Origin of the sequence: Paracoccus methylovorus (assembly GCF_016919705.1) — a bacterium.
GTDB classification, from domain to species: Bacteria; Pseudomonadota; Alphaproteobacteria; order Rhodobacterales; family Rhodobacteraceae; genus Paracoccus; species Paracoccus methylovorus.
In genome coordinates, this window is the sequence record NZ_CP070368.1 from 1,698,330 (window position 1) to 1,718,813 (window position 20,484).

A 20,484-nucleotide genomic window follows, 5' to 3' on the forward strand; every position below is an offset into this window, starting at 1 on the left:
AAGCCAAGGCGTTGCGATCGGCAACTCGGTGCCGTCGATGCGCTTGATCGTGTCTTCCAGCCGCAACGCGCGCGCGACGCTGGCATTATGCGCCTCGCCACCCTTCAGATCGGCCAGCGCAACCGGACCGCCCAGCGGCTCGGACGAGAAGCGACCGTTCTGCGGACCCGGCACGGGCACTTCACCAGCGACAAAGCTGTCGATCAGCGCGGAAAGTTTCTCGGCCGTGAGATCTTCGTAGAAATCCTTGCCGATCTGGGCCATGGGCGCGTTGGTGCAGGCGCCGAGGCATTCGACCTCTTCCCAGCTGAAACGACCATCGGCGGAAAGCGTATGCGCATCAGGTGCGATCTTTTCCTTGCAAACCCGGATCAAATCCTCTGCGCCGCAGATCATGCAGGTGGTGGTACCGCAGATCTGGATATGGGCGACCGAGCCAACCGGATAAAGCTGGAACATGAAGTAGAAGGTCGCGACCTCCAGCACCCGGATATAGGGCATGCCCAGAAGGGTGGCGCAATATTCGATGGCGGGCCGGCTTAGCCAGCCCTCCTGCTCTTGTGCGCGCCACAACACCGGGATGATCGCCGATTGCTGGCGGCCTTCCGGGTATTTGGTCATCTGGGCGCGGGCCCATTCCAGATTGGCGGGCGTGAACTCGAACGAGTCCGGCTGGATGGGGGACAGACGGCGCAGCATCAGCGGTCAACCTCTCCGAAAACGATGTCGAGCGTGGCGATGATCGCCGGGACGTCAGCCAGCATATGGCCATGCGACATCCAGTCGATCGACTGAAGATGCGCGAAACCGGGCGCGCGCAGCTTGGCACGCCAAGGCTTGTTGGTGCCATCGGCCACCAGATAGACGCCGAATTCGCCCTTGGGCGCCTCGACGGCGGCATAGACCTCGCCCGCCGGAACCCGGAAACCTTCGGTATAAAGCTTGAAGTGATGGATCAGGCTTTCCATGTCGCGCTTCATTTCGGCGCGCTTGGGGGGCGTCAGCTTGCCACGGGCCAGAACGTCGCCCGCAGGCTCGGCACGCAGTTTTTTCACGGCCTGCTGCATGATCTTGCAGGATTCGCGCATCTCGGCCATGCGGCACAGATAGCGATCATAGCAGTCGCCGTTCTTGCCGATCGGAATCTGGAAATCGAATTCGTCATAACATTCATAGGGTTGCGCCCGCCGCAGATCCCAAGCCAAGCCCGAGCCGCGCACCATGACGCCGGTATAGCCCCAATCCAGCGCATCCTCTTCGGTGACGATGCCGATATCGACCAGCCGCTGCTTGAAGATACGGTTTTCGGTCAGCAGCGTGTCGAGATCGTCGACCAGACGCGGGAAACGCTCGCACCACTCCTCGATATCGTCCAACAGATCGGGCGGCAGATCCTGATGCACCCCGCCCGGGCGGAAATAGGCGGCATGCAGCCGCGCACCGCAGGCGCGTTCATAAAAGATCATCAGCTCTTCGCGTGCCTCGAACCCCCAAAGCGGTGGAGTCAGCGCGCCGACGTCCATGGCGCCGGTTGTGACGCCCATCAGGTGGTTCAGGATGCGGCCGATTTCGGAATAAAGCACCCGGATCAGGCTGGCGCGGCGCGGAATCTCCGTGCCGGTCAGCCGCTCGATGGCCATGCACCAAGCATGCTCCTGGTTCATCGGCGCAACATAATCCAGCCGGTCCAGGTAGGGCAGGTTTTGCAGGTAGGTGCGGCTTTCCATCAGCTTTTCGGTGCCGCGATGCAGCAGGCCGATATGCGGGTCGGCACGCTCGACGATCTCACCGTCCAGCTCCAGCACCATGCGCAGCACGCCGTGCGCGGCAGGGTGCTGCGGGCCGAAGTTGATGTTGAAGTTACGGATGCTCTGCTCGCCGGTCAGGGCGTCCATCGAGCCGTCGTCGTAGCTGTTCTTGTGGATGTCGCCGTCCATGGTCAGCCCTCAAATCCGATGCGTGGCGCGCAGATTGGCTGCGCGGCTGCGGTCACTTCTTCGCCTCCGGCGCCTTCTCGTCACCCGGAAGCACGTATTTCGCGCCCTCCCACGGGGACAGGAAGTCGAACTGGCGGTATTCTTGCACCAGATTCACCGGCTCATAGACCACACGCTTTTCGATGTCGCTCCAGCGAACCTCGACATAGCCGGTGGTCGGGAAATCCTTGCGCAGCGGGTGGCCGCGAAAACCATAGTCGGTGACGATGCGGCGCAGGTCTGCGTGGCCCGAGAACAAGATGCCGAACAGGTCGAACACCTCACGCTCATACCAGCCGGCACCGGGAAAGACCCCGGTCAGGCTGGGGACCAACTCGTCCTCGCGCACCTGGACCTTCACGCGGATGCGCTGGTTCTGATACATCGACAGCAGGTGATAGACGACGTCGAAACGCGCCGGACGTGCCGGATTGTCCACCGCGGTGATGTCGATCAGCGTGGAAAAGCGGCAGTTCGGATCGCTGCGCAGAAACTCGATCAGGCCGATCACGCCCGACAACGTGGCATTCACCGTCAATTCGCCGAACGCGATCTGGGTCGAGATCACGTCGTTTTGGCGGCGCAGCGAGATATGCTCGGCCAGTTCCAGCAGGGCTTGGTCAGAGATGATTTCGGTCATGGCTCACCTCACCAGCGTGCCGGTGCGCCGGATGCGGCGCTGAAGTTGCAGGATGCCATAAAGCAACGCCTCCGCGGTCGGCGGGCAGCCCGGCACATAGATGTCCACTGGCACGATGCGGTCGCAGCCGCGCACAACGGAATAGGAATAATGGTAATAGCCGCCGCCATTGGCACAGCTACCCATCGAGATCACATAGCGCGGCTCGGGCATCTGGTCATAGACCTTGCGCAACGCCGGCGCCATCTTGTTGGTCAGCGTCCCCGCGACGATCATCAGGTCCGATTGCCGCGGCGAGGCGCGCGGCGCGGTCCCGAAGCGTTCCAGGTCATAGCGCGGCATCGAGGCCTGCATCATCTCGACCGCGCAGCAGGCCAGACCGAAAGTCATCCAGTGCAGCGAGCCGTTGCGCGCCCAGTTGATGATATCCTCGGTCGTGGTCAGCAGGAAACCTTTGTCCTGCAACTCGCGGTTAAGCTCGGCGGTAGCGAATTCACGATCGACGCCGGCAGTGTTGGATCCGGTCATCACGCCCATTCCAGCGCCCCCTTCTTCCATTCATAGGCAAAGCCCACGGTCAGAACGGCCAGAAACACCATCATGCCCCAGAACGCCACATCCGACAGGTTGGCAAAGCTGACCGCCCAAGGAAACAGGAAAGCCACTTCAAGGTCAAAGATGATGAACAGGATCGACACCAGATAGAAGCGGACGTCGAATTTCATCCGCGCATCGTCAAAGGCGTTGAAACCGCATTCATAGGCGCTGACCTTTTCCGGGTCGGGGTTGCGCACGGCGATGACCGCCGCGGCCAGAATCAGCACGATGGCAAGAGCCGAGGCCATTCCCAGAAAAACCAGGATCGGCAGATATTCTTGCAGCAGGTATTCCACTGGGTTGGGCTCCCTTTCGCTCGCAGGAACCCGACTGGCACCCCGCGATGGGTTTGGCTGCAGTCCGTTTATCCTTGGTCGCGGATATGGTCAACGGTGCCGCCCAGCGTCATGCCCGCTTTGCGGCCACCACAACGCGACAAATGCGCGCGTTCAGGCGCTGAATTTTCGTGGTATTTTACTCAGCTATCCCAGTTAGAGTGATCGAAGTGCAGCTTGCGCCGCCCCAGGGCAACTTGGGCCCGAATCCTGCGAGCGGCAAGCCACATGCGCCGGCCAGCGCACCACCCCAAGGCGATCAGCATCCTTCAGGCGCGGGCCGGGCTCAGCACGACGGCCGCGCCTATTCTGCGGCGCGGGTGCGGGCGGATCTAAGCATCGGCTCCAGATAGCGACCGGTATGGCTTTCCGACACTTCGGCCACCTCTTCCGGTGTGCCGGTGGCGATGATACGACCCCCACCGTCGCCGCCCTCGGGGCCGATGTCGATGATCCAGTCGGCGGTCTTGATCACGTCCAGATTATGTTCGATCACCACCACCGTATTGCCCTGATCGACCAAGGAATGCAGTACTTCCAACAGCTTGCGCACATCCTCGAAATGCAACCCGGTCGTCGGCTCATCCAGGATATACAGCGTCTTGCCGGTGGCGCGCCGGGACAGTTCCTTGGACAGCTTGACACGCTGCGCCTCGCCGCCGGACAGGGTGGTCGCCTGCTGGCCAACCTTGATATAGCCCAGCCCCACCTCGACCAGCGCATCCATCTTTTCGCGGATCGAGGGCACGGCTTTGAAGAACTCCTGTGCATCCTCCACCGTCATGTCCAGCACATCGGCAATGGACTTGCCCTTGAAGGTGACCTCGAGCGTCTCGCGATTATAACGTTTGCCCTTGCAGGTCTCGCAGGTGACATAGACGTCGGGCAGGAAATGCATCTCGATCTTGATGACGCCATCGCCCTGGCAGGCTTCGCAGCGGCCGCCCTTGACGTTGAAGCTGAAGCGACCGGGCTTATAGCCCCGCGCCTTGGCCTCGGGCAGACCCGAAAACCAGTCGCGGATCGGAGTAAAGGCGCCAGTATAGGTTGCCGGGTTCGACCGCGGCGTGCGCCCGATGGGGCGCTGGTCGATGTCGATGACTTTATCCAGATATTCCAACCCCTTGATAGTCTCGCAGGGGGCCGGGGTCTGGCGTGCGCCATTTAGCCGCAGGCTGGCGGTTTTGAACAGGGTCTCGATGGTCAACGTGGATTTGCCGCCACCCGAAACACCCGTGACGCAGACGAACTTGCCCAGCGGAAACTCGGCCGTAACGTTCTTGAGGTTGTTGCCGGTCGCGCCGACCACCTTTACTGCCTTGCCGTTGCCCCTGCGCCGCTCGGCCGGGGTCGGGATTTCACGCGCACCGGACAGATATTGCCCGGTCAGGCTGCAAGGATCGGCGGCAATCTCGGCCGGTGTCCCCCTGGCGACGATCTGGCCGCCATGAACCCCCGCCCCCGGACCAATGTCAAAGACGTAATCGGCGTGGCGAATCGCGTCCTCGTCATGCTCGACCACCAGCACTGAATTGCCCTGATCCCGCAGCCCCTTCAGAGTCGCCAGCAAGCGATCATTGTCGCGCTGATGCAGCCCGATCGAAGGTTCGTCCAGCACATACAGCACCCCGGTCAGCCCCGAACCAATTTGGCTGGCCAGCCGGATGCGCTGGCTTTCCCCACCTGAAAGCGTGCCCGCCGCGCGGGAAAGCGTCAGATAATCCAGCCCCACGTTGACCAGAAAACCCAGTCTTTCGCGGATTTCCTTGAGAATCGCCGCAGCAATTTCATTCTTTTGCTTGCTCAGGTGCTTCGGCGCACCCTCGACCCAAGCCAACGCCTCTTTGATCGAAAGCTCGGTGACATTGCCAATATGCGCTCCGGCGATCTTTACCGCCAGTGCCTCGGGCTTAAGCCGGTAACCCTGACATACGCCGCAGGGGCGGTTGTTCTGGTATTTCTCGAACTCCTCCCGCACCCAGGCCGAGTCGCTTTCGCGCAGCCGCCGCTGCATATTGGGGATCACGCCCTCGAACTGGCGGGTGACCTCGTAGATGCGGCCGGCATCGTCGAAGCGGAACGGAATCTCATCCTGACCCGAGCCGCGCAGGAACATTTCGCGGACCTGTTCCGGCAGATCCTTCCACGGCGTCTTTTTGTCGAAGCCATAGAATCGGGCCAGCGCGTTGACGGTCTGGGTCAGATAGGCAGATTTCGACTTTGCCCAAGGCGCAATCGCCCCCTGCGCCACCGAAAGCGCCGAATCGGGCACGACCAGCCGGTCGTCGAAAAACAGCTCCATCCCCAGCCCGTCGCAGACCGGACAGGCTCCGAAAGGGGCGTTAAATGAAAACAGCCTCGGTTCGATCTCGGGAATGGTAAAGCCGCTGACTGGGCAGGCAAAATTCTCCGAGAAGGTGATCCGCTCACCCTCAGCCGCGCCATTTTCATCCCCTGTCTCGCCCCCGGCGGTCTCCAGCAGTGCGATGCCGTCGGCAAGGTCCAGCGCGGTGCGGAAACTGTCGGCCAGCCGCGTCTCCATGCCTTCGCGCACGACGATGCGGTCCACCACCACGTCGATATTGTGCCGGAACTTCTTGTCGAGCGCGGGCGGTTCGTCCAGTTCGTAGAACTCGCCGTTGACCTTGACCCTCTGGAAGCCCTGCTTGCGCAACTCAAGGAATTCTTTGCGATATTCCCCTTTGCGGTCGCGAACGATGGGTGCCAGCAGATAGGCGCGCGTGCCCTCGGGCATCTCCATCACCCGGTCCACCATGTCCTGCACCTGCTGCGCCTCGATGGGCAGGCCGGTCGCCGGCGAATAGGGCGTGCCTGCGCGTGCGAACAAAAGCCGCAGATAGTCATATATCTCGGTCACCGTGCCCACGGTCGAGCGTGGGTTTTTCGACGTCGTCTTCTGCTCGATGGAAATCGCCGGCGACAGGCCCGAGATATGGTCCACGTCCGGCTTGCCCATCATGTCCAGGAATTGCCGGGCATAGGCCGACAGGCTTTCGACGTAACGCCTTTGCCCCTCGGCATAAATCGTGTCGAAGGCCAGCGAGGATTTACCCGAACCGGACAGCCCGGTGATGACCACCAGCCTGTCGCGCGGAATATCCATGTCCACGTTCTTCAGATTATGCTCGCGCGCGCCGCGAACCTCGATGAACTTCTGTTCCATCGTCACGTCCTGATTCCGCCAAGCGCAAGAGATAGGCATCCACAGCCAAATGGCAACCTCAAATAGAACAACTAGGGAACATTTCTGCTTGCGACCATGGGCTGATCACGCCACCATAGGCCCGAGTCGCGAACGGAGTTTCCCATGGCCCGACAGCATTACATTGGCACCTGCCAATGCGGCAGCATCGCATACGAGGTGGATGCCGATTTGGACAAGACCTTTACCTGCAACTGCTCGCGATGCCAGCGCATGGGCTTTGTGCTGACCTTCGTGCCCATGGCGGACTTTCACCTGACCAGCGACGGGCCGGTAACGGAATACCTGTTCAATCGACAACAGATCCGCCACCGCTTTTGCCCGACCTGCGGCGTTGAATCCTATGCCTTGGGCAAGGGGCCGGACGGGGTCGAGATGGTCGCGGTGAACGTGAATTGTCTCGCGGGCGTCAATCCGCGTGATCTGGCCAGCCAGCAGGTGGACGGGGCCAGCTATTAACCGCCGGTATGGCTCATGAAACGGCTGACCTGCCCGGCGACATGACGTCGGGAGTAGTCGAAATCATGGCCTTTGGGCTTGCGGCCGATGGCATCGCGGATGGCGGCGCGCAAAGGTGCATCGCCCAGACTGCCCCGCAAGGGGCTACGCAGGTCGGCACGATCCTCCTGCCCAAGGCACATGAACAATTCGCCCGTGCAGGTGATGCGCACCCGGTTGCAGCTTTCGCAGAAATTATGCGTCAGCGGGGTGATGAAGCCGATCTTCTGACCGGTTTCCTCAAGACGGACATAGCGCGCCGGCCCACCAGTGCGCTCGGCCAAGGGCGTCAGGGTGAATCGTTCCGCCAACCGGGTACGAAGGTCGGAAAGCGCCCAATATTGGTCCAGCCTTTCGTCCTCGCCCATCTCGCCCATGGGCATGACCTCGATAAAGGTCAGATCGTGGCCCTGATCCGCACACCAGTCGATCAGGGGGAACAGTTCATCCTCGTTAAAGCCCTTGAGCGCGACGGTGTTGATCTTGACCCGCATACCGGCGGCCTTCGCAGCCTCGATCCCCTGCAACACCTGCGGCAATCTGCCCCAGCGGGTGATTTGCGCAAACCGACCCTCATCCAGCGTATCCAGCGAGATATTCACCCGCCTTACACCGCAGTCCACCAGTTCAGAGGCAAAGCGGGCCAATTGGCTGCCGTTGGTGGTCAGCGTCAGCTCGTCCAGCCCGGCGCCCAGATGGCGCGACATGGCGCGAAAAAACTCCATGATATTGCGCCGGACCAGCGGCTCGCCGCCCGTGACCCGCAGCTTGCGCACACCCAGCCCGACAAAGGCGGAGCAGAGCCGATCCAGCTCTTCCAAGGTCAGCAAGTCACGCTTTGGCAGGAATTGCATGTGCTCTGCCATGCAATAGGTGCAGCGGAAATCGCATCGATCCGTCACCGACACCCGCAGGTAGGTGATCGGTCTGGCGAATGGGTCTATCAATGGGGCATGCACGTCCATGGATCAAAGATAGGCGCAGGCCGGCATCGGCACAAGACAGCCGATTCGTTGACCATCTCGTAACCACGAATTCAAGCTGCGGTGGACAGAGGGGGCCACCGGGGTCTAGCCTCGGTCCCGACCAGAAAGATGATGATAAAAGACAAGGGAATTGCCAATGACCACGCCGATCCTGCGCCTTCTGGGCGCGCTGATGCTGTTGGCACTGGCCGCGTGCACCCCTGCGGACAAAACGTCGCAGACAGCCCCCCGCACAATCGGCAGCGATGGCGGTGCCGAAGGGGGGGCACCTGGCGGAACCGCCCCGGTCACCCCGGCCAAGACGCTGACCACAGCTGCACGCCCCTCGCCCGCCGCGCGGACTGCGGCCGAATTCGACACGACGACGCCGGCGCAAAGGGCTGCAGCAGCCGCCCAGCCCGCGACCAGCGAACGCCGGCTCGGCACGACCATCGCTTCGCTTGGCGACCCGTCGCAACCCGGATTCTGGATCAAGACCCCGCTGGTGAAATCCGAAACCGATGGGCGCATCGTAAACCCCGCGAATGGCAAATCCGCCAAGGTGCGCCTGATCCCACTGGACGGGCCGGCCAGCGGGGGCAGCCAGGTCTCGTTGCCCGCATTGCAGTTGATCGGCGTCAGCCTGACCGATTTGCCCGCAATCGAAGTCTATGGAAGCTGATCTGCCCCAGCGCCCGGATCCTTCCTATTCTCCGGCAACCAGCGCCCCGCCTCGCGCCGGGCAAAGGGTTTCAGCCGCACGCCATGTGCCATCAACCAATCACGCACACACTGCGGGTCATGCTTGGACAATTCACGCAACCACCAACCGATAGCCTTTTGAACGAACCATTCGCGGTCGTCGGCCAGCCGAACAAGCCAGGACAATATCCGCTCGCGCTGCTGCAGATCCTGCGGCTTGGGATTGCGGATATGCGTCCACGGCAGGGTTCCCACCAGCGCGGCGCGGCGCACCCAGAAACTGGGATCCTCCAGCCATAGCTCAACCTCGTCCAGCCGCTCGGGCACGGCCCGCAGACGCCGCTCACCCGCCTTCATGGCGTGATCTGCAATCGCCCAGCTATCGAATTGTGGCACCCAGGATGCGATCAGCCGCCATGCCGCCTCATCCGGCCGTATGCGTGCCTGGGTAAGCAGCTTTGCCGCGGCAATCCGGGCCTCATGCACATCGCTGTCCCATAGCCGTCGCGCCAGATCCACCCGTTCGGGCACATCCAGCCCGGCCCGCCAGCCGCGCGCAAGTTCGTCGATCACCGGCACCGCCACACCCAAATAGGAACGGTCAGCCTTATGATAGGCCGCCATTTCTACCGCTTTGCCGGCATCACCCAAGGCTTTAAGCTGATCCAGTTCCTGCATCTTCTTCGTTGTCCAAATACCCAAAGGACCGGCCGATATCCGATCTCCCGCAAGGAATAGTCCGCATCGACGGCGAAAAGAAGCAAGGAAAAGGGCGGCGCCCGAGAGAAGCGCCGCCCCAGTCGCATACGCCAAGAGGGAAAGCCTGACGATAAGGTGCAAACGCCCCAAATCCCGATCCGGTTCATCACAAATCCTCGATCCTCGGCCGAATCCGCGGCGGCTTGCGTTAACCCGGCAAAAGCGCAAGCCTGCGCCCAACAGGAATGGAAGGAGTCCCGCCATGAACAAGCATGCCACCGACTTGAAGATGTTGCTGAAAGACCCCTCGCTGTTGCAGACCCGTGCCTATGTCGCCGGCGAATGGATAGACGCCGATGACGGCAAGACCTTTTCGGTGGTGAACCCTGCGCGGGGCGACATCATCGCCGAGGTGGCGGACCTGTCCCGCGCCGAGGTCAAACGCGCCATTGCAGCAGCAGCACAGGCGATGAAGGGTTGGACCGCCCGCACTGCCAAGGAGCGCGCACAGGTCATGCGCAAATGGTTCGACTTGATGATGGAAAACCAGGACGATCTGGGCAAGATCCTGACAGCCGAGATGGGCAAGCCGCTGCCCGAAGCCAAGGGCGAGATCGCCTATGGCGCCAGCTTCATCGAATGGTTCGGCGAAGAGGCCAAGCGCATCTATGGCGAAACGATCCCCGGCCACCTGCCCGACAAAAGGCTGACGGTGATCCGCCAGCCCATCGGTGTGGTCGGATCGATCACGCCCTGGAACTTCCCCAATGCGATGATTACGCGCAAATGCGGGCCAGCCATCGCCGCGGGCTGTGGCTTTGTCGGCCGCCCCGCCGCTGAAACACCACTCTCCGCATTGGCTCTTGCCGTATTGGCCGAGCGCGCCGGCATCCCAAAGGGACTATTCAGCATCGTGACCTCGTCGCGTTCGTCGGATATCGGCAAGGAATTCTGCGAAAACCCGCTGATCCGCAAACTTACCTTTACCGGCTCGACCGAGGTGGGCCGCATCCTTTTGCGTCAGGCCGCCGATCAGGTGCTGAAATGCTCAATGGAACTGGGCGGCAATGCGCCCTTCATCGTCTTTGACGACGCAGATCTGGATGCGGCGGTCGAGGGTGCCATGGCCTCGAAATTCCGCAACAACGGCCAGACCTGTGTTTGTGCCAACCGCATCTATGTGCAAGCCGGCGTCTACGAAGAGTTTGCGAAAAAACTGGCGGCAGCGGTGGACAAGCTGCAAGTCGGAGACGGGCTCGAGGAAGGCGTCACCACCGGCCCCCTGATCAACCAAGACGCGGTCGAGAAGGTGCAGGAGCACATTCAGGACGCGGTCCAGGGCGGCGCCACCGTTGTCACCGGCGGCAAAGCGCGCGACGGGCTCTTTTTCGACCCGACCGTCGTCACCGGCATTACCGACAAGATGAAGGTAGCGACCGAAGAAACCTTCGGTCCACTTGCCCCGCTTTTCAAATTCGACACAGAAGACGAGGCGGTCGAACGCGCCAACGCGACGATCTTCGGCCTCGCCTCGTATTTCTATGCCCGCGACATCGGCCGCATCACCCGGGTGCAAGAGGCGCTGGAATACGGCATTGTCGGCGTGAACACCGGCATTATCTCGACCGAGGTCGCGCCCTTCGGCGGCGTCAAGCAGTCCGGTCTGGGCCGCGAAGGTTCGCGCCACGGCATCGAGGATTATCTGGAAATGAAATACATCTGCCTGTCGATCTGACCGACAAGAAAAAACCCCGGGGCAGATGCTCCGGGGTTTTACGATCAGCGGCCTTCTTCGTCGTCGTCGTCATCCGCATCGGGCAGGTTGAAGAAACTGTCCGCATCCAGCTTCTCTTCCGGTTCGGGCTTGTCTTCATCCCTGCTGAGGCTGAAGTTTTCCAGCCCGGCGATCGAGCTGGGCAAACGAGGCTCATCCGACATGGCAAGCGAGGTTTCGGTCGAAAGCAGCTTGCGACGTTCGTCGTCGGTCATCGCACCACCTTCGGCGGCCTTGCGTTTTGCAGCCTTTTGCACGGCGGTATCCAGCTCGGATTGGCGGCAAAGCCCCAACGCCACCGGGTCGATGGGCTGGATATTCTGGATGTTCCAATGCGTCCGATCACGAATCGAGGCGATGGTCGGCTTGGTCGTGCCCACCAGTTTCGATATCTGCGAATCGGCAAGCTCGGGGTGGAACTTGACCAGCCACAGAATGGCAGCGGGCCGATCCTGACGCTTGGAAAGCGGCGTGTAACGCGGGCCGCGGCGCTTCTCCTCGCCCTCGGCAGCGGGATTGTGCTTCAGTCTCAGCTTGTAACGCGGATCCTTCTGACCCTTCTCGATCTCGGACGCATCAAGTTGGTTCGAGGCAACGGGGTCGAATCCCTTGACGCCGACCGCCACGTCGCCGTCGGCGATGCCTTGGACCTCAAGCTCGTGCATGCCACAAAAATCGGCGATCTGCTTGAAGCTCAGTGTCGTGTTATCGACCAGCCAGACGGCGGTGGCCTTGGCCATCAGCGGCTTGTTCATGACCTTCTCCTTAACAATATCTCTTCCGGCCGGGAAAACGGCTTTCGGCGGGCGCCATTCCATTTTCGGGGGATTGACGCGTTATATACGGCCGAAAAGGGTCAAAATAAAGCCTGAATTTCATGGCAAGCCGCATAACCTGCCGCTAGGTTCGGCATCATGAGACTGCTTGCCCTGATTGCCGCCCTGCTTCTCGCCCCACCCACCCAGGCCCAGGATGCCTCGGGACGGTTCGACTATTACGTGCTGTCGCTGAGTTGGTCACCCACTTGGTGCACGGCCGAGGGTGATGCAAGCCAGGCCCGGCAGTGCGCGGCCGGCCGGCGTACCGGTTTTGTCGTTCACGGCCTCTGGCCGCAATACGAGCGCGGCTGGCCCGAGGATTGCCCAACCGATGCACGCGCACCCTTGCGCCACGAGACCCGCGGCATAGCGGATTTGATGGGTTCAGACGGGCTGGCATGGTATCAATGGAAGAAACATGGCCGCTGCTCGGGCCTGTCGGGACAGGAGTATTTCGCCCTGACCCGCGAAGCTGCCGATCGAATCGCGCTCCCCGAAGCGCTGCGTCAACTCAACCGCGACGTGATGCTACCCGCCAGGGTGGTGGAGGATGCCTTTATTGAAGCCAACCCGGACCTTACTCACGATGGCATAACCGTGACCTGCCGGGGCCACGCCCTGCAAGAGGTCCGCATCTGCCTGACCCGCGATCTGGAACCCCGCGCCTGCGCACCGGATACGCGACGTGATTGCACGGGCAGTTTCCTGATGGCCGCGCCCCGCTAGCTGAAGGGGCATGATGCCTCCGGCGGGGATATTTAGGCACGAAAGAAGCTGTTAATCTGATCTTAGGGATTTTCTGCCAGCCTGGTATCACGGAACAGGCGGGGACGCCGATGGCCGTCACGGAAGAAGCCACACCCCAGCCTTCAGCTCCGGCGGGCGGGGTGTGTGCTTTTCTTTTGTGTCTAAATATCCCCGCCGGAGGCACCGAATCGAACCAGACGCGCCAACGGATCAATTTTCGGCCGAAACCTGCAACAGGATCTTGCCGATATGGGCACTGCCCTCCATGCGGCGATGTGCATCGGCCGCCTGGCCAAGCGGGAATATGCTATCGATCAGCGGACGTACCGCCCCCGCCTCGACCAGCGGCCAGAGCCGCTCGTACAATTCCCGGGCGATGCGCGCCTTTGCCCGGTCGGATTGCGGGCGCAGGGTCGAGCCCGTCACCGATAGACGGCGCGTCATGATCTGGGCAAAATTGATCTCGGCCTTGGGACCGGCCAGGAAGGCGATCATCGCCAGCCGCCCATCATCCGCCAAGCATCTGATGTTGCGGCCGATATAGTCGCCGCCCACCATGTCCAGAATGAGGTCGGCACCGCCTGCTTTACGCAGCACGGCGACGAAATCCTCGTTACGATAATTGATCGCGATTGCACCCAGCTTTTCGCAGGAAGCGCATTTCTCTGCCGAACCGGCCGTAGCCCAAACTCGCGCCCCCAGCGCGCGGGCGATTTGGATCGCCATCGTGCCGATACCAGACGAGCCGCCATGAACAAGAAAACGCTCACCAGATTGCAGCCCACCGCGCATCACCACATTGGACCAGACCGTAAAGGCGGTTTCGGGCAATGCCGCGGCCACGCGCAAGGATAGCCCCTCGGGAATCGGCAAGGCGTGCTCTGCCGCGCAGGTCGCATATTCCGCATAACCGCCGCCAGGCAGCAACGCGCAAACCCGATCGCCGGGCTTCCAGCGCGTCACACCAGGCCCCACCCCCGCCACCACGCCGGCGCATTCCAGCCCCGGCAGGTCCGAGGCACCCGGAGGCGGCGCATAAGAACCCGCGCGCTGCAGCACGTCGGGGCGGTTCACCCCGGCCCAGGCAATATGGATCAGGATCTGACCATGTCCGGCCACCGGCACGGGCCGCGTCACTGGCCGCAGGACCTCAGCTCCGCCTGGAGAGGAAATCTCGACCGCCTGCATTACGTCGGGAATCACCCATCGCCTCCTTTGGTTCCCGCGCGCGTGTTTGCGCGCAACTCGCCGGGCAGATTGCGATTTTCCGGCCGCCTGATCCAGCCCGTTGCGAGACCGCTCAGTGTCGTCACCCCCGGAAGCGCCCTGACCCGATCCTTGAGATTTTCGAAACGCATCACCCCTTCGATGCGGCGGTCAAGGAACCGGCGCGTCTCTTCGGCATCGGGCGAATCGTCGCCGAGCCAGTACAGCACCGTCGCACCATAGACAGCGGAAAGCGTTGCGCGTTTGGAATACCAGTTCACGTCCTCGGAGCGGTCGCCGAGTCCTTCCCAAACCGCATCAGCCGTTTCCCATATCAGCCGCGCGCCCAAAGCGGCGTTCTGCGGCAGCGCCAGAATCGCCGCGCCCGCCCGTGCGAGTTCGCGGTTGCTGAGCCCGATCCGATGCATCACCGCCGAGGATATGCGATCGCGAAACCGCCCCTCGGGTGGATGCGCGGCCAGCCATTCACGCAACGCGGCATCACCCTTGCGGTGAAAGGCGGCGGCAAGATCCGCCCCGCCGCGCGGCAGATGAACCCGGGCAAGCGCAGGGTCCATGCCGATATCGCGCGCACCCTCGGCAATGGCTTTTTCACCCATACCCTCGAAGATGACATGGGACAGGGCGGCCTCGATCAGCCGCTCACGGTCATCCGTCATGGCACTCTCCTCTTTTCCTTGTGCGGCGCGGGCCCGGAAAATCTGGACAAACCCGATTCGCCTTGCTAGAAGGCCGCGTCCTGCAATCAGCTCAACTCTAACTTAGGAAGGTGGTGACAACCACATGCAGGTAAGTGTTCGCGACAACAACGTCGAACAGGCGCTTCGTGCTCTGAAGAAAAAACTTCAGCGCGAGGGGGTGTTCCGTGAAATGAAGCTCAAGCAGCATTTCGAGAAGCCCTCGGTCAAGAAGGCCCGTGAAAAGGCCGAAGCCGTCCGCCGCGCCCGCAAGCTGGCGCGCAAGAAAGCGCAACGCGAAGGCGCGCTGTAAGACGAGCGACCACATCAGTTCAGGAAACCCCCGCCTTGCCGGGGGTTTTCTTTTTGGCTGTCTCAGACCGGCAGCGCCGTAGTGAAAGCCACCGTGCGCAGCGAGAATGAGGAGTGCATCTGCGCCACCCCCGGCAGTTTTGCCAGCCGCTGGCGGTGGATGCGGGCGAAATCGTCGGTGTCCTGGGCCACGACCTTCAGCAGATAATCCGCCGAACCTGCCATCAGGTGGCATTCCAACACATCGGGAATGGTGCGCACGGCGCGCTCAAAGGCCTCCAGCAGTTCGTCGGCCTGACCTGACAAGGTAATCTCGACATAGACGGTCGTCGGGCGCTCCAGCTTGCGCGCGTCCAGCAGCGCGACATAGCCGCGAATCACCCCCGCCTCTTCCAGCCGCTGAACCCGGCGATGGCAGGCACTGGGTGAAAGCCCGACCTCATTCGCCAGATCCGCATTGGTCATGCGCCCATCGCGCTGCAAAACGGAGAGAATGCGGCGATCCGTCGCGTCAAGCTCGATCATCGGGGCGATTCCTGTCTTGCAGGCGCCGGCCGGCGCCGGTTTCTTCGACAATAGCCCCGTCAGGCACTGGACATAAACAAAAAACGGCTTTGCTAGAACAGCGACGGTGCAAACTCTGCACCGTCGCCTTGCCTAACGGCACAGGTCAGGCGTTGCGGGCACGCAATTCGTCGCGGATCTGCATCAGCAGTTCCTCTTGCGTGGGGCCTGCGGGTGCCTCGGCCTCAGCCTCGGTCTTGCGGATCGCTGCGCTTTGCACCCTGTTCACCGCCTTGACCAGCAGGAACACAGCCCATGCGACGATCAGGAAGTTGATGACCGCCGAGAGGAAGGCGCCATAGGCAAAGACCGATGCACCGGAATCGCGCGCCACCTGCAGGCTGGCGCCATCCGGAACCTCGCCCTTCAGCACGAAGTAATGGCCGCTGAAATCCGTGCCGCCGGTCAGCAACCCGATGATGGGGTTGATCAGATCGGCGACCAGCGAATTCACGATTGCGGTGAAGGCTGCGCCGATGATGATACCGACGGCAAGGTCAATGACATTGCCTCGGGCGATGAATTCCTTGAACTCCTTGAACATGAACTTACCTTTCCAAGCCTGTTGCGCGTGCTTTGGCCGAGGCTGCCACATCACGATCATCCCATGCAACATGAGACAGGACAGGAAACGACATGACGGCACTTTCCCAATTCCCGATCACGCGGCGCTGGCCGCCTCGGCGCCCCGAAGTCATCCAGCTTTACACCCTGAACACGCCCAACGGCATCAAGACCTCGATCATGCTTGAGGAATGCGGACTGGATTACGACGCCCACCGCATCAGCATCGGCGACCCCGAAGACCAGTTCACCCCCGAGTTCTTGTCGCTGAACCCCAACAACAAGATCCCGGCGATGCTCGACCCGAACGGGCCGGGGGGCGAGCCCATGGGCCTGTTCGAAACCGGCGCCATGCTGATCTATCTTGGCGACAAGACTGGTAAGTTCCTGCCGGCCGAGGGCGCGGCGCGCTATCACACCATACAGTGGCTGATGTGGCAGATGGGAGGTGTCGGGCCAATGTTCGGCCAGGTCGGTTATTTCCACCGCTACAAGGGCAGCGAGATCGAGGATCCCCGTCCCCGCACCCGCTATTACAACGAGGCGCGGCGGCTGCTGGGTGTGCTTGACCGCCAGCTTGAGGGGCGCGACTGGATCACCGGCGAATATTCCATCGCCGATATGGCGGTCGGTCCCTGGCTGCGCACGGTGCGGGTGAATTATGAGGCCGAGGCGGAAACCGGCATGGACGGGTTTGCCAATGTGCAGGCCTATCTTGACCGTTTCCTCGCCCGCCCTGCCGTGCAGCGCGGCATCGAGGTCGGCGCGGCATAAGAGATGGAAAACGCCCCGACTCGGCTCGGGGCGTTTTTCAGGGCCGACAGCATGGCATTGCCTCGCGAGACAGTGCAGCCATTCCCTAGTATCGTCGCAGCGCCCCTCTCCAGAATGGTACCCACGGCATGTATATCCCTCCGCACTTTCAGGAAATCGACCAGGCTGAGATCGCGTCCATCATCGAACACTCGCCACTGGCATGTATCGTGGCCCAAACCTCCGAAGGTCTGATTGCCAATCATGTCCCGTTACTTGCCGCACCGGACGGAACGTTGATCGGCCATGTGGCACTGGCCAACGACATGCACCGCCTGATCCTGAACGGCCAAGAGGTGATGGCGATCTTTCGCAGCGATGACGCCTATGTCTCGCCAAACTTCTATCCCACCAAGCCCGAGCATCACCGGCACGTCCCGACGTGGAACTATCAGGTTGTCCACGTCCACGGCGGCATCCACTTTCAGCATGACACCCACGCCAAACGTGCGGCGGTCGGTCTGCTGACACGCATCCATGAGCGGCGGATAAACGGAAAGGCGGCGTGGCGGATGGCGGACGCGCCCGCCGACTATATGGAGCAGATGCTGGGCGGCATCGTCGCCTTCAAGATCGATGTCAGCCGGACGCTCGCAAAATCTAAGTTGAGCCAAAACCGCGAGGAACGCGACTATCTCGGCGCCATTTCCGGCCTTCGCTCTACCGGGCACGGGGCCTTGGCGGATCGGATGGAGTACCGTCTCTCCAAACCGGAGTGAAAAAGCGAAGCCTGATGCGCCGGGGTCCGCTTACGAGGTAACCCATCCGCAATGGGTTCAAAACCCAACCATATGAAAAGGCCGGGACATCTGCCCGGCCTTTCCCCAATCCTCGACGGGCTTGAACCCGCCCTCAGCTCCGCAGCACGCCGCCGGTGGCCTTGCTTACCTTCTCGACGATCTTGGCGCTGACCGCCTCGATCTCGGCATCGGTCAGGGTCTTTTCCCGGGGCTGCAGGCGCGCAGTGATGGCGATGGACTTCTTGCCGCCCTCAAGACCGACGAACTGGTCAAAGACCGTCACCCGCTCGATCAGCGCCTTGTCCGCGCCCGCCGCGGCGTTGACCAGCGTCAACGTCTCGACACCGCTATCCACGACAAAGGCGAAATCGCGCTCGACCGCCTGCAGATCCGACAGCACCAGCGCCGGACGCGAGGGCGTCCTGACCTTGGGCAGCGGCACAGCGGCGATACGCACGGTAAAGCCGACCGCCGCGCCCTTAATGCCGAAATGCCGCAGCACGCGTGGGTGAATCTCGCCGAATGTCGCCAGCGCGTTCGGCCCCAGCGCGATATTGCCCGCACGACCCGGATGCCACCAGCCCGCCAGCTTGCGGTTGATCTGCGCCTTGGCCGGGGCGCCGACGGTTTGCAGCACCGCCTCGGCATCGGCCTTGGCGTCATAGATGTCCACCTTGCGGCGCGAACCATAGGGGTCGCGCGGGGCGGTTGCACCGACGAGGATGCCGGAAAGATGCAAATCCTGCTCTCCCGGCTCACCGCCCGAGAAAACCGGACCGCATTCGAACAGCGCCAGATCGGCAAAGCCGCGCGCCTGATTGCGCGCCGCTGCCGCCAGAAGCCCCGGCAGCAGATCGGGACGCATATGCGTCATCTCGCTGCTGATCGGGTTTTCGATCCGCACCGCATCAGCGCCGCCGCCAAAGAGTTCCGCCGCCTTTTGGTCGATGAAGCTATAGGTGACGCATTCGTTGTAACCAAGGCTGGCCGCCATGCGTCGTGCCGCCTGTTCACGGCGTTGCAGCACCGTCAGCACCGGCTGCGGCACACCGGCCTGCGGACGCGGCAGCGGCTGGCCTTGTAGCCGCGTCAAAGAGGCGATGCGGGCCACTTCCTCGATCAGATCGGCGCTGCCCTGCACGTCAGGACGCCAACTGGGCACGAAAGCCCGATCGCCCTCAAGCCGGAAGCCCAGGGCCTCCAGCGTGGCGCGCTGCTCGGCCTCGGGAATATCCATGCCGACCAGACTGCTGACGCGCGCGGGCTCCAGCAGGTAGCTGCGGGTGGTGTCGGGAACCGCACCCGCCGTCACCACCTCGGACGCCTCGCCGCCGCAAAGGTCCAGAATCATCTGCGTCGCCAGTTCCAGTCCGGGCTGGGTGAAGGCAGGATCGGCACCGCGTTCGAAGCGATAGCGCGCGTCCGAATTGATCTTCAGCGCCCGGCCCACCGTCGCGATGGCGACAGGGTCCCAATAGGCGCTTTCCAGAAACACGTTCACCGTGTCCTCGGAACAGCCGCTATGCTCACCGCCCATGACGCCGGCGATGCTTTCAGGGCCGTTCTCGTCGGCGATAATCATGGTGCCGGCAGGAAAGGCATAGGTCTTGCCGTCCAGCGCCAGGATCTCCTCGCCCTCGACCGAGGGGCGCACGATCAGGTCGCCCTTGACCTTGGCCGCGTCAAACACATGCAGCGGCCGGTTCAGGTCAAAGGTGAACAGGTTGGTGATATCGACCAGCGTATTGATCGGCCGCAGCCCGATGGCGGTCAGGCGTTTTTGCAGCCACTCCGGCGAAGGGCCGTTCCTGACCCCGCGAATCAAACGGCCCGAGAAGAACGGCGCTTTCTGAGCAACTTCCGCCGCGATCACCACCTTGATGGGCGAGGCAAAGCTGCCCGGGACCGTCGCGGTCTTTAGGGGCCGCAGGGTGCCCAGACCCCGCGCGGCCAGATCGCGGGCCACGCCGCGCACACCCAGCGCATCGGGACGGTTCGGCGTGATCTTGATCTCGATCACCGGATCGACCGCTTCGGGCCGGTTCACGGCCAGCCAGTCCACGAATTTCTCACCTACCTCGCCCGAGGGCAGTTCGATGATGCCGTTGTGTTCGTCCGAAAGCTCCAGCTCGCGCTCGGACGCCATCATGCCATGGCTCTCGATGCCGCGGATCTTGCCGACGCCCAGCGTCACGTCGATGCCGGGGACATAATCGCCCGGCTTGGCCAGCACCACGGTAATGCCGGCGCGGGCATTGGGCGCGCCGCAGACGATCTGCTTTTCTCCCTCATCCGTCAGCACGCGGCAGACCCGCAGCCGGTCGGCATCGGGATGCTGCTCGGCATGAAGCACCTTGGCCAGCGTGAAGGTCCCCAGCTTCGATGCGGGGTCGGTCACGCCCTCGACCTCGAGGCCGAGATCGGTCAGCGCCTCGGTGATCTCGTCAAGCGAGGCAGTGGTGTCGAGATGCTCCTTGAGCCAGGAGAGGGTGAATTTCATGGAGGCCGCTCCGTCACGTTTGCGCGTCCCTTAACCCATGGCGCGGCGGATTGGTAGGGTGGTGCGCGCCAGACGGCAGGACGCGGATTTCCGTAACCCGATCACGCAGGCTC

Annotated in this window: 20 protein-coding genes and 1 pseudogene; 7 read left to right on the forward strand and 14 right to left on the reverse strand. The window is 62.2% G+C overall.

The genetic code is table 11. The annotated features are described in order from the left end of the window. The 6 genes and pseudogenes from nuoE to uvrA all read right to left on the reverse strand — a co-directional run. Positions 1 to 699, reverse strand: a pseudogene (gene nuoE, locus JWJ88_RS08440) (NADH-quinone oxidoreductase subunit NuoE); the annotation flags it as partial. Continuing rightward, positions 699 to 1,937: an NADH-quinone oxidoreductase subunit D gene (locus JWJ88_RS08445; RefSeq protein WP_205293671.1), complete on the reverse strand. Its 1,239-nt coding sequence runs from the start codon at positions 1,935 to 1,937 to the stop codon at positions 699 to 701. The pseudogene nuoE and the gene JWJ88_RS08445, both read right to left, overlap by 1 nt. A gap of 52 nt (positions 1,938 to 1,989) precedes the next feature. After that, complete coding sequence (locus JWJ88_RS08450) at positions 1,990 to 2,616, reverse strand: NADH-quinone oxidoreductase subunit C (protein ID WP_205293672.1); 627 nt, start codon at positions 2,614 to 2,616, stop codon at positions 1,990 to 1,992. Between the two features lie 3 nt (positions 2,617 to 2,619). Further along, complete coding sequence (locus JWJ88_RS08455) at positions 2,620 to 3,153, reverse strand: NuoB/complex I 20 kDa subunit family protein (RefSeq protein ID WP_205293673.1); 534 nt, start codon at positions 3,151 to 3,153, stop codon at positions 2,620 to 2,622. After that, entirely contained in the window at positions 3,144 to 3,509 is a 366-nt protein-coding gene (locus JWJ88_RS08460) for an NADH-quinone oxidoreductase subunit A (protein WP_205293674.1), read from the reverse strand. Before JWJ88_RS08460 ends, JWJ88_RS08455 begins: the two co-directional genes overlap by 10 nt. Before the next feature lie 343 nt (positions 3,510 to 3,852). Then, positions 3,853 to 6,732 (reverse strand): excinuclease ABC subunit UvrA, encoded by a 2,880-nt coding sequence (gene uvrA / locus JWJ88_RS08465; RefSeq protein ID WP_205293675.1) that lies wholly within the window; start codon positions 6,730 to 6,732, stop codon positions 3,853 to 3,855. Between the two features lie 144 nt (positions 6,733 to 6,876). Here uvrA and JWJ88_RS08470 point away from each other — a divergent pair, with 144 nt between their 5' ends. Beyond that, a complete protein-coding gene (locus JWJ88_RS08470) occupies positions 6,877 to 7,230 on the forward strand; it encodes a GFA family protein (protein ID WP_205293676.1) in 354 nt (117 codons plus the stop codon). Here the strand turns inward: JWJ88_RS08470 and moaA are convergent. Next, a complete protein-coding gene (moaA, locus tag JWJ88_RS08475) occupies positions 7,227 to 8,234 on the reverse strand; it encodes a GTP 3',8-cyclase MoaA (protein WP_205293677.1) in 1,008 nt (335 codons plus the stop codon). The genes JWJ88_RS08470 and moaA overlap by 4 nt on opposite strands. A gap of 157 nt (positions 8,235 to 8,391) precedes the next feature. Here moaA and JWJ88_RS08480 point away from each other — a divergent pair, with 157 nt between their 5' ends. Continuing rightward, positions 8,392 to 8,916 (forward strand): hypothetical protein, encoded by a 525-nt coding sequence (locus JWJ88_RS08480; protein WP_205293678.1) that lies wholly within the window; start codon positions 8,392 to 8,394, stop codon positions 8,914 to 8,916. Here the strand turns inward: JWJ88_RS08480 and JWJ88_RS08485 are convergent. Next, complete coding sequence (locus tag JWJ88_RS08485; protein WP_205293679.1) at positions 8,904 to 9,614, reverse strand: DNA alkylation repair protein; 711 nt, start codon at positions 9,612 to 9,614, stop codon at positions 8,904 to 8,906. The two genes, JWJ88_RS08480 and JWJ88_RS08485, sit on opposite strands and share 13 nt — an antisense overlap. Positions 9,615 to 9,897: 283 nt before the next feature. On the opposite strand from JWJ88_RS08485, the gene JWJ88_RS08490 reads away from it, so the two are divergent. After that, positions 9,898 to 11,370: an NAD-dependent succinate-semialdehyde dehydrogenase gene (locus JWJ88_RS08490; RefSeq protein ID WP_205293680.1), complete on the forward strand. Its 1,473-nt coding sequence runs from the start codon at positions 9,898 to 9,900 to the stop codon at positions 11,368 to 11,370. Between the two features lie 44 nt (positions 11,371 to 11,414). On the opposite strand, the gene JWJ88_RS08495 is transcribed toward JWJ88_RS08490, so the two are convergent. Further along, on the reverse strand, positions 11,415 to 12,164 hold the full coding sequence (locus JWJ88_RS08495; protein ID WP_205293681.1) for a DUF1013 domain-containing protein: 750 nt from the start codon (positions 12,162 to 12,164) through the stop codon (positions 11,415 to 11,417). Between the two features lie 159 nt (positions 12,165 to 12,323). On the opposite strand from JWJ88_RS08495, the gene JWJ88_RS08500 reads away from it, so the two are divergent. Next, positions 12,324 to 12,953 (forward strand): ribonuclease T2 family protein, encoded by a 630-nt coding sequence (locus JWJ88_RS08500; protein WP_205293682.1) that lies wholly within the window; start codon positions 12,324 to 12,326, stop codon positions 12,951 to 12,953. A gap of 231 nt (positions 12,954 to 13,184) precedes the next feature. On the opposite strand, the gene JWJ88_RS08505 is transcribed toward JWJ88_RS08500, so the two are convergent. Next, positions 13,185 to 14,162 (reverse strand): NAD(P)H-quinone oxidoreductase, encoded by a 978-nt coding sequence (locus JWJ88_RS08505; RefSeq protein ID WP_205295165.1) that lies wholly within the window; start codon positions 14,160 to 14,162, stop codon positions 13,185 to 13,187. An 11-nt stretch (positions 14,163 to 14,173) separates the two neighbouring features. Then, positions 14,174 to 14,860: a COQ9 family protein gene (locus JWJ88_RS08510; protein WP_205293683.1), complete on the reverse strand. Its 687-nt coding sequence runs from the start codon at positions 14,858 to 14,860 to the stop codon at positions 14,174 to 14,176. A gap of 124 nt (positions 14,861 to 14,984) precedes the next feature. Here JWJ88_RS08510 and rpsU point away from each other — a divergent pair, with 124 nt between their 5' ends. Then, positions 14,985 to 15,191: a 30S ribosomal protein S21 gene (gene rpsU, locus JWJ88_RS08515; protein WP_011748553.1), complete on the forward strand. Its 207-nt coding sequence runs from the start codon at positions 14,985 to 14,987 to the stop codon at positions 15,189 to 15,191. 62 nt (positions 15,192 to 15,253) lie between these two features. On the opposite strand, the gene JWJ88_RS08520 is transcribed toward rpsU, so the two are convergent. Together JWJ88_RS08520 and mscL are read right to left on the reverse strand one after the other, a co-directional pair. Next, positions 15,254 to 15,712, reverse strand: coding sequence for an Lrp/AsnC family transcriptional regulator (locus tag JWJ88_RS08520; RefSeq protein WP_205295166.1), 459 nt, complete (start codon positions 15,710 to 15,712; stop codon positions 15,254 to 15,256). 148 nt (positions 15,713 to 15,860) lie between these two features. Beyond that, a complete protein-coding gene (gene mscL, locus JWJ88_RS08525) occupies positions 15,861 to 16,298 on the reverse strand; it encodes a large conductance mechanosensitive channel protein MscL (RefSeq protein ID WP_205293684.1) in 438 nt (145 codons plus the stop codon). Positions 16,299 to 16,390: 92 nt separating this feature from the next. Here mscL and JWJ88_RS08530 point away from each other — a divergent pair, with 92 nt between their 5' ends. Together JWJ88_RS08530 and JWJ88_RS08535 are read left to right on the forward strand one after the other, a co-directional pair. Next, positions 16,391 to 17,092: a glutathione S-transferase C-terminal domain-containing protein gene (locus tag JWJ88_RS08530; protein ID WP_205293685.1), complete on the forward strand. Its 702-nt coding sequence runs from the start codon at positions 16,391 to 16,393 to the stop codon at positions 17,090 to 17,092. 128 nt (positions 17,093 to 17,220) lie between these two features. Further along, positions 17,221 to 17,850 carry an FMN-binding negative transcriptional regulator gene (locus JWJ88_RS08535; protein ID WP_205293686.1) on the forward strand — a complete coding sequence of 210 codons (630 nt, stop codon included), beginning with the start codon at positions 17,221 to 17,223 and terminating at the stop codon, positions 17,848 to 17,850. 133 nt (positions 17,851 to 17,983) lie between these two features. Here the strand turns inward: JWJ88_RS08535 and pheT are convergent, their stop codons facing one another. Next, on the reverse strand, positions 17,984 to 20,371 hold the full coding sequence (pheT, locus tag JWJ88_RS08540) for a phenylalanine--tRNA ligase subunit beta (protein WP_205293687.1): 2,388 nt from the start codon (positions 20,369 to 20,371) through the stop codon (positions 17,984 to 17,986). Between the last annotated feature and the right edge of the window lie 113 nt (positions 20,372 to 20,484).

What these genes read in the sequence shown, in the direction of transcription:
- JWJ88_RS08485 (WP_205293679.1), bottom strand. Translation starts at nt 9,614, where the DNA reads ATGCAGGAACTGGATCAGCTTAAAGCCTTGGGTGATGCCGGCAAAGCG.
- uvrA (WP_205293675.1), bottom strand. Translation starts at nt 6,732, where the DNA reads ATGGAACAGAAGTTCATCGAGGTTCGCGGCGCGCGCGAGCATAATCTG.
- JWJ88_RS08470 (WP_205293676.1), top strand. Translation starts at nt 6,877, where the DNA reads ATGGCCCGACAGCATTACATTGGCACCTGCCAATGCGGCAGCATCGCA.
- JWJ88_RS08535 (WP_205293686.1), top strand. Translation starts at nt 17,221, where the DNA reads ATGTATATCCCTCCGCACTTTCAGGAAATCGACCAGGCTGAGATCGCG.
- JWJ88_RS08530 (WP_205293685.1), top strand. Translation starts at nt 16,391, where the DNA reads ATGACGGCACTTTCCCAATTCCCGATCACGCGGCGCTGGCCGCCTCGG.
- mscL (WP_205293684.1), bottom strand. Translation starts at nt 16,298, where the DNA reads ATGTTCAAGGAGTTCAAGGAATTCATCGCCCGAGGCAATGTCATTGAC.
- JWJ88_RS08445 (WP_205293671.1), bottom strand. Translation starts at nt 1,937, where the DNA reads ATGGACGGCGACATCCACAAGAACAGCTACGACGACGGCTCGATGGAC.
- JWJ88_RS08455 (WP_205293673.1), bottom strand. Translation starts at nt 3,153, where the DNA reads ATGGGCGTGATGACCGGATCCAACACTGCCGGCGTCGATCGTGAATTC.
- JWJ88_RS08480 (WP_205293678.1), top strand. Translation starts at nt 8,392, where the DNA reads ATGACCACGCCGATCCTGCGCCTTCTGGGCGCGCTGATGCTGTTGGCA.
- JWJ88_RS08450 (WP_205293672.1), bottom strand. Translation starts at nt 2,616, where the DNA reads ATGACCGAAATCATCTCTGACCAAGCCCTGCTGGAACTGGCCGAGCAT.
- pheT (WP_205293687.1), bottom strand. Translation starts at nt 20,371, where the DNA reads ATGAAATTCACCCTCTCCTGGCTCAAGGAGCATCTCGACACCACTGCC.
- JWJ88_RS08495 (WP_205293681.1), bottom strand. Translation starts at nt 12,164, where the DNA reads ATGAACAAGCCGCTGATGGCCAAGGCCACCGCCGTCTGGCTGGTCGAT.
- moaA (WP_205293677.1), bottom strand. Translation starts at nt 8,234, where the DNA reads ATGGACGTGCATGCCCCATTGATAGACCCATTCGCCAGACCGATCACC.
- JWJ88_RS08500 (WP_205293682.1), top strand. Translation starts at nt 12,324, where the DNA reads ATGAGACTGCTTGCCCTGATTGCCGCCCTGCTTCTCGCCCCACCCACC.
- JWJ88_RS08510 (WP_205293683.1), bottom strand. Translation starts at nt 14,860, where the DNA reads ATGACGGATGACCGTGAGCGGCTGATCGAGGCCGCCCTGTCCCATGTC.
- rpsU (WP_011748553.1), top strand. Translation starts at nt 14,985, where the DNA reads ATGCAGGTAAGTGTTCGCGACAACAACGTCGAACAGGCGCTTCGTGCT.
- JWJ88_RS08505 (WP_205295165.1), bottom strand. Translation starts at nt 14,162, where the DNA reads ATGCAGGCGGTCGAGATTTCCTCTCCAGGCGGAGCTGAGGTCCTGCGG.
- JWJ88_RS08490 (WP_205293680.1), top strand. Translation starts at nt 9,898, where the DNA reads ATGAACAAGCATGCCACCGACTTGAAGATGTTGCTGAAAGACCCCTCG.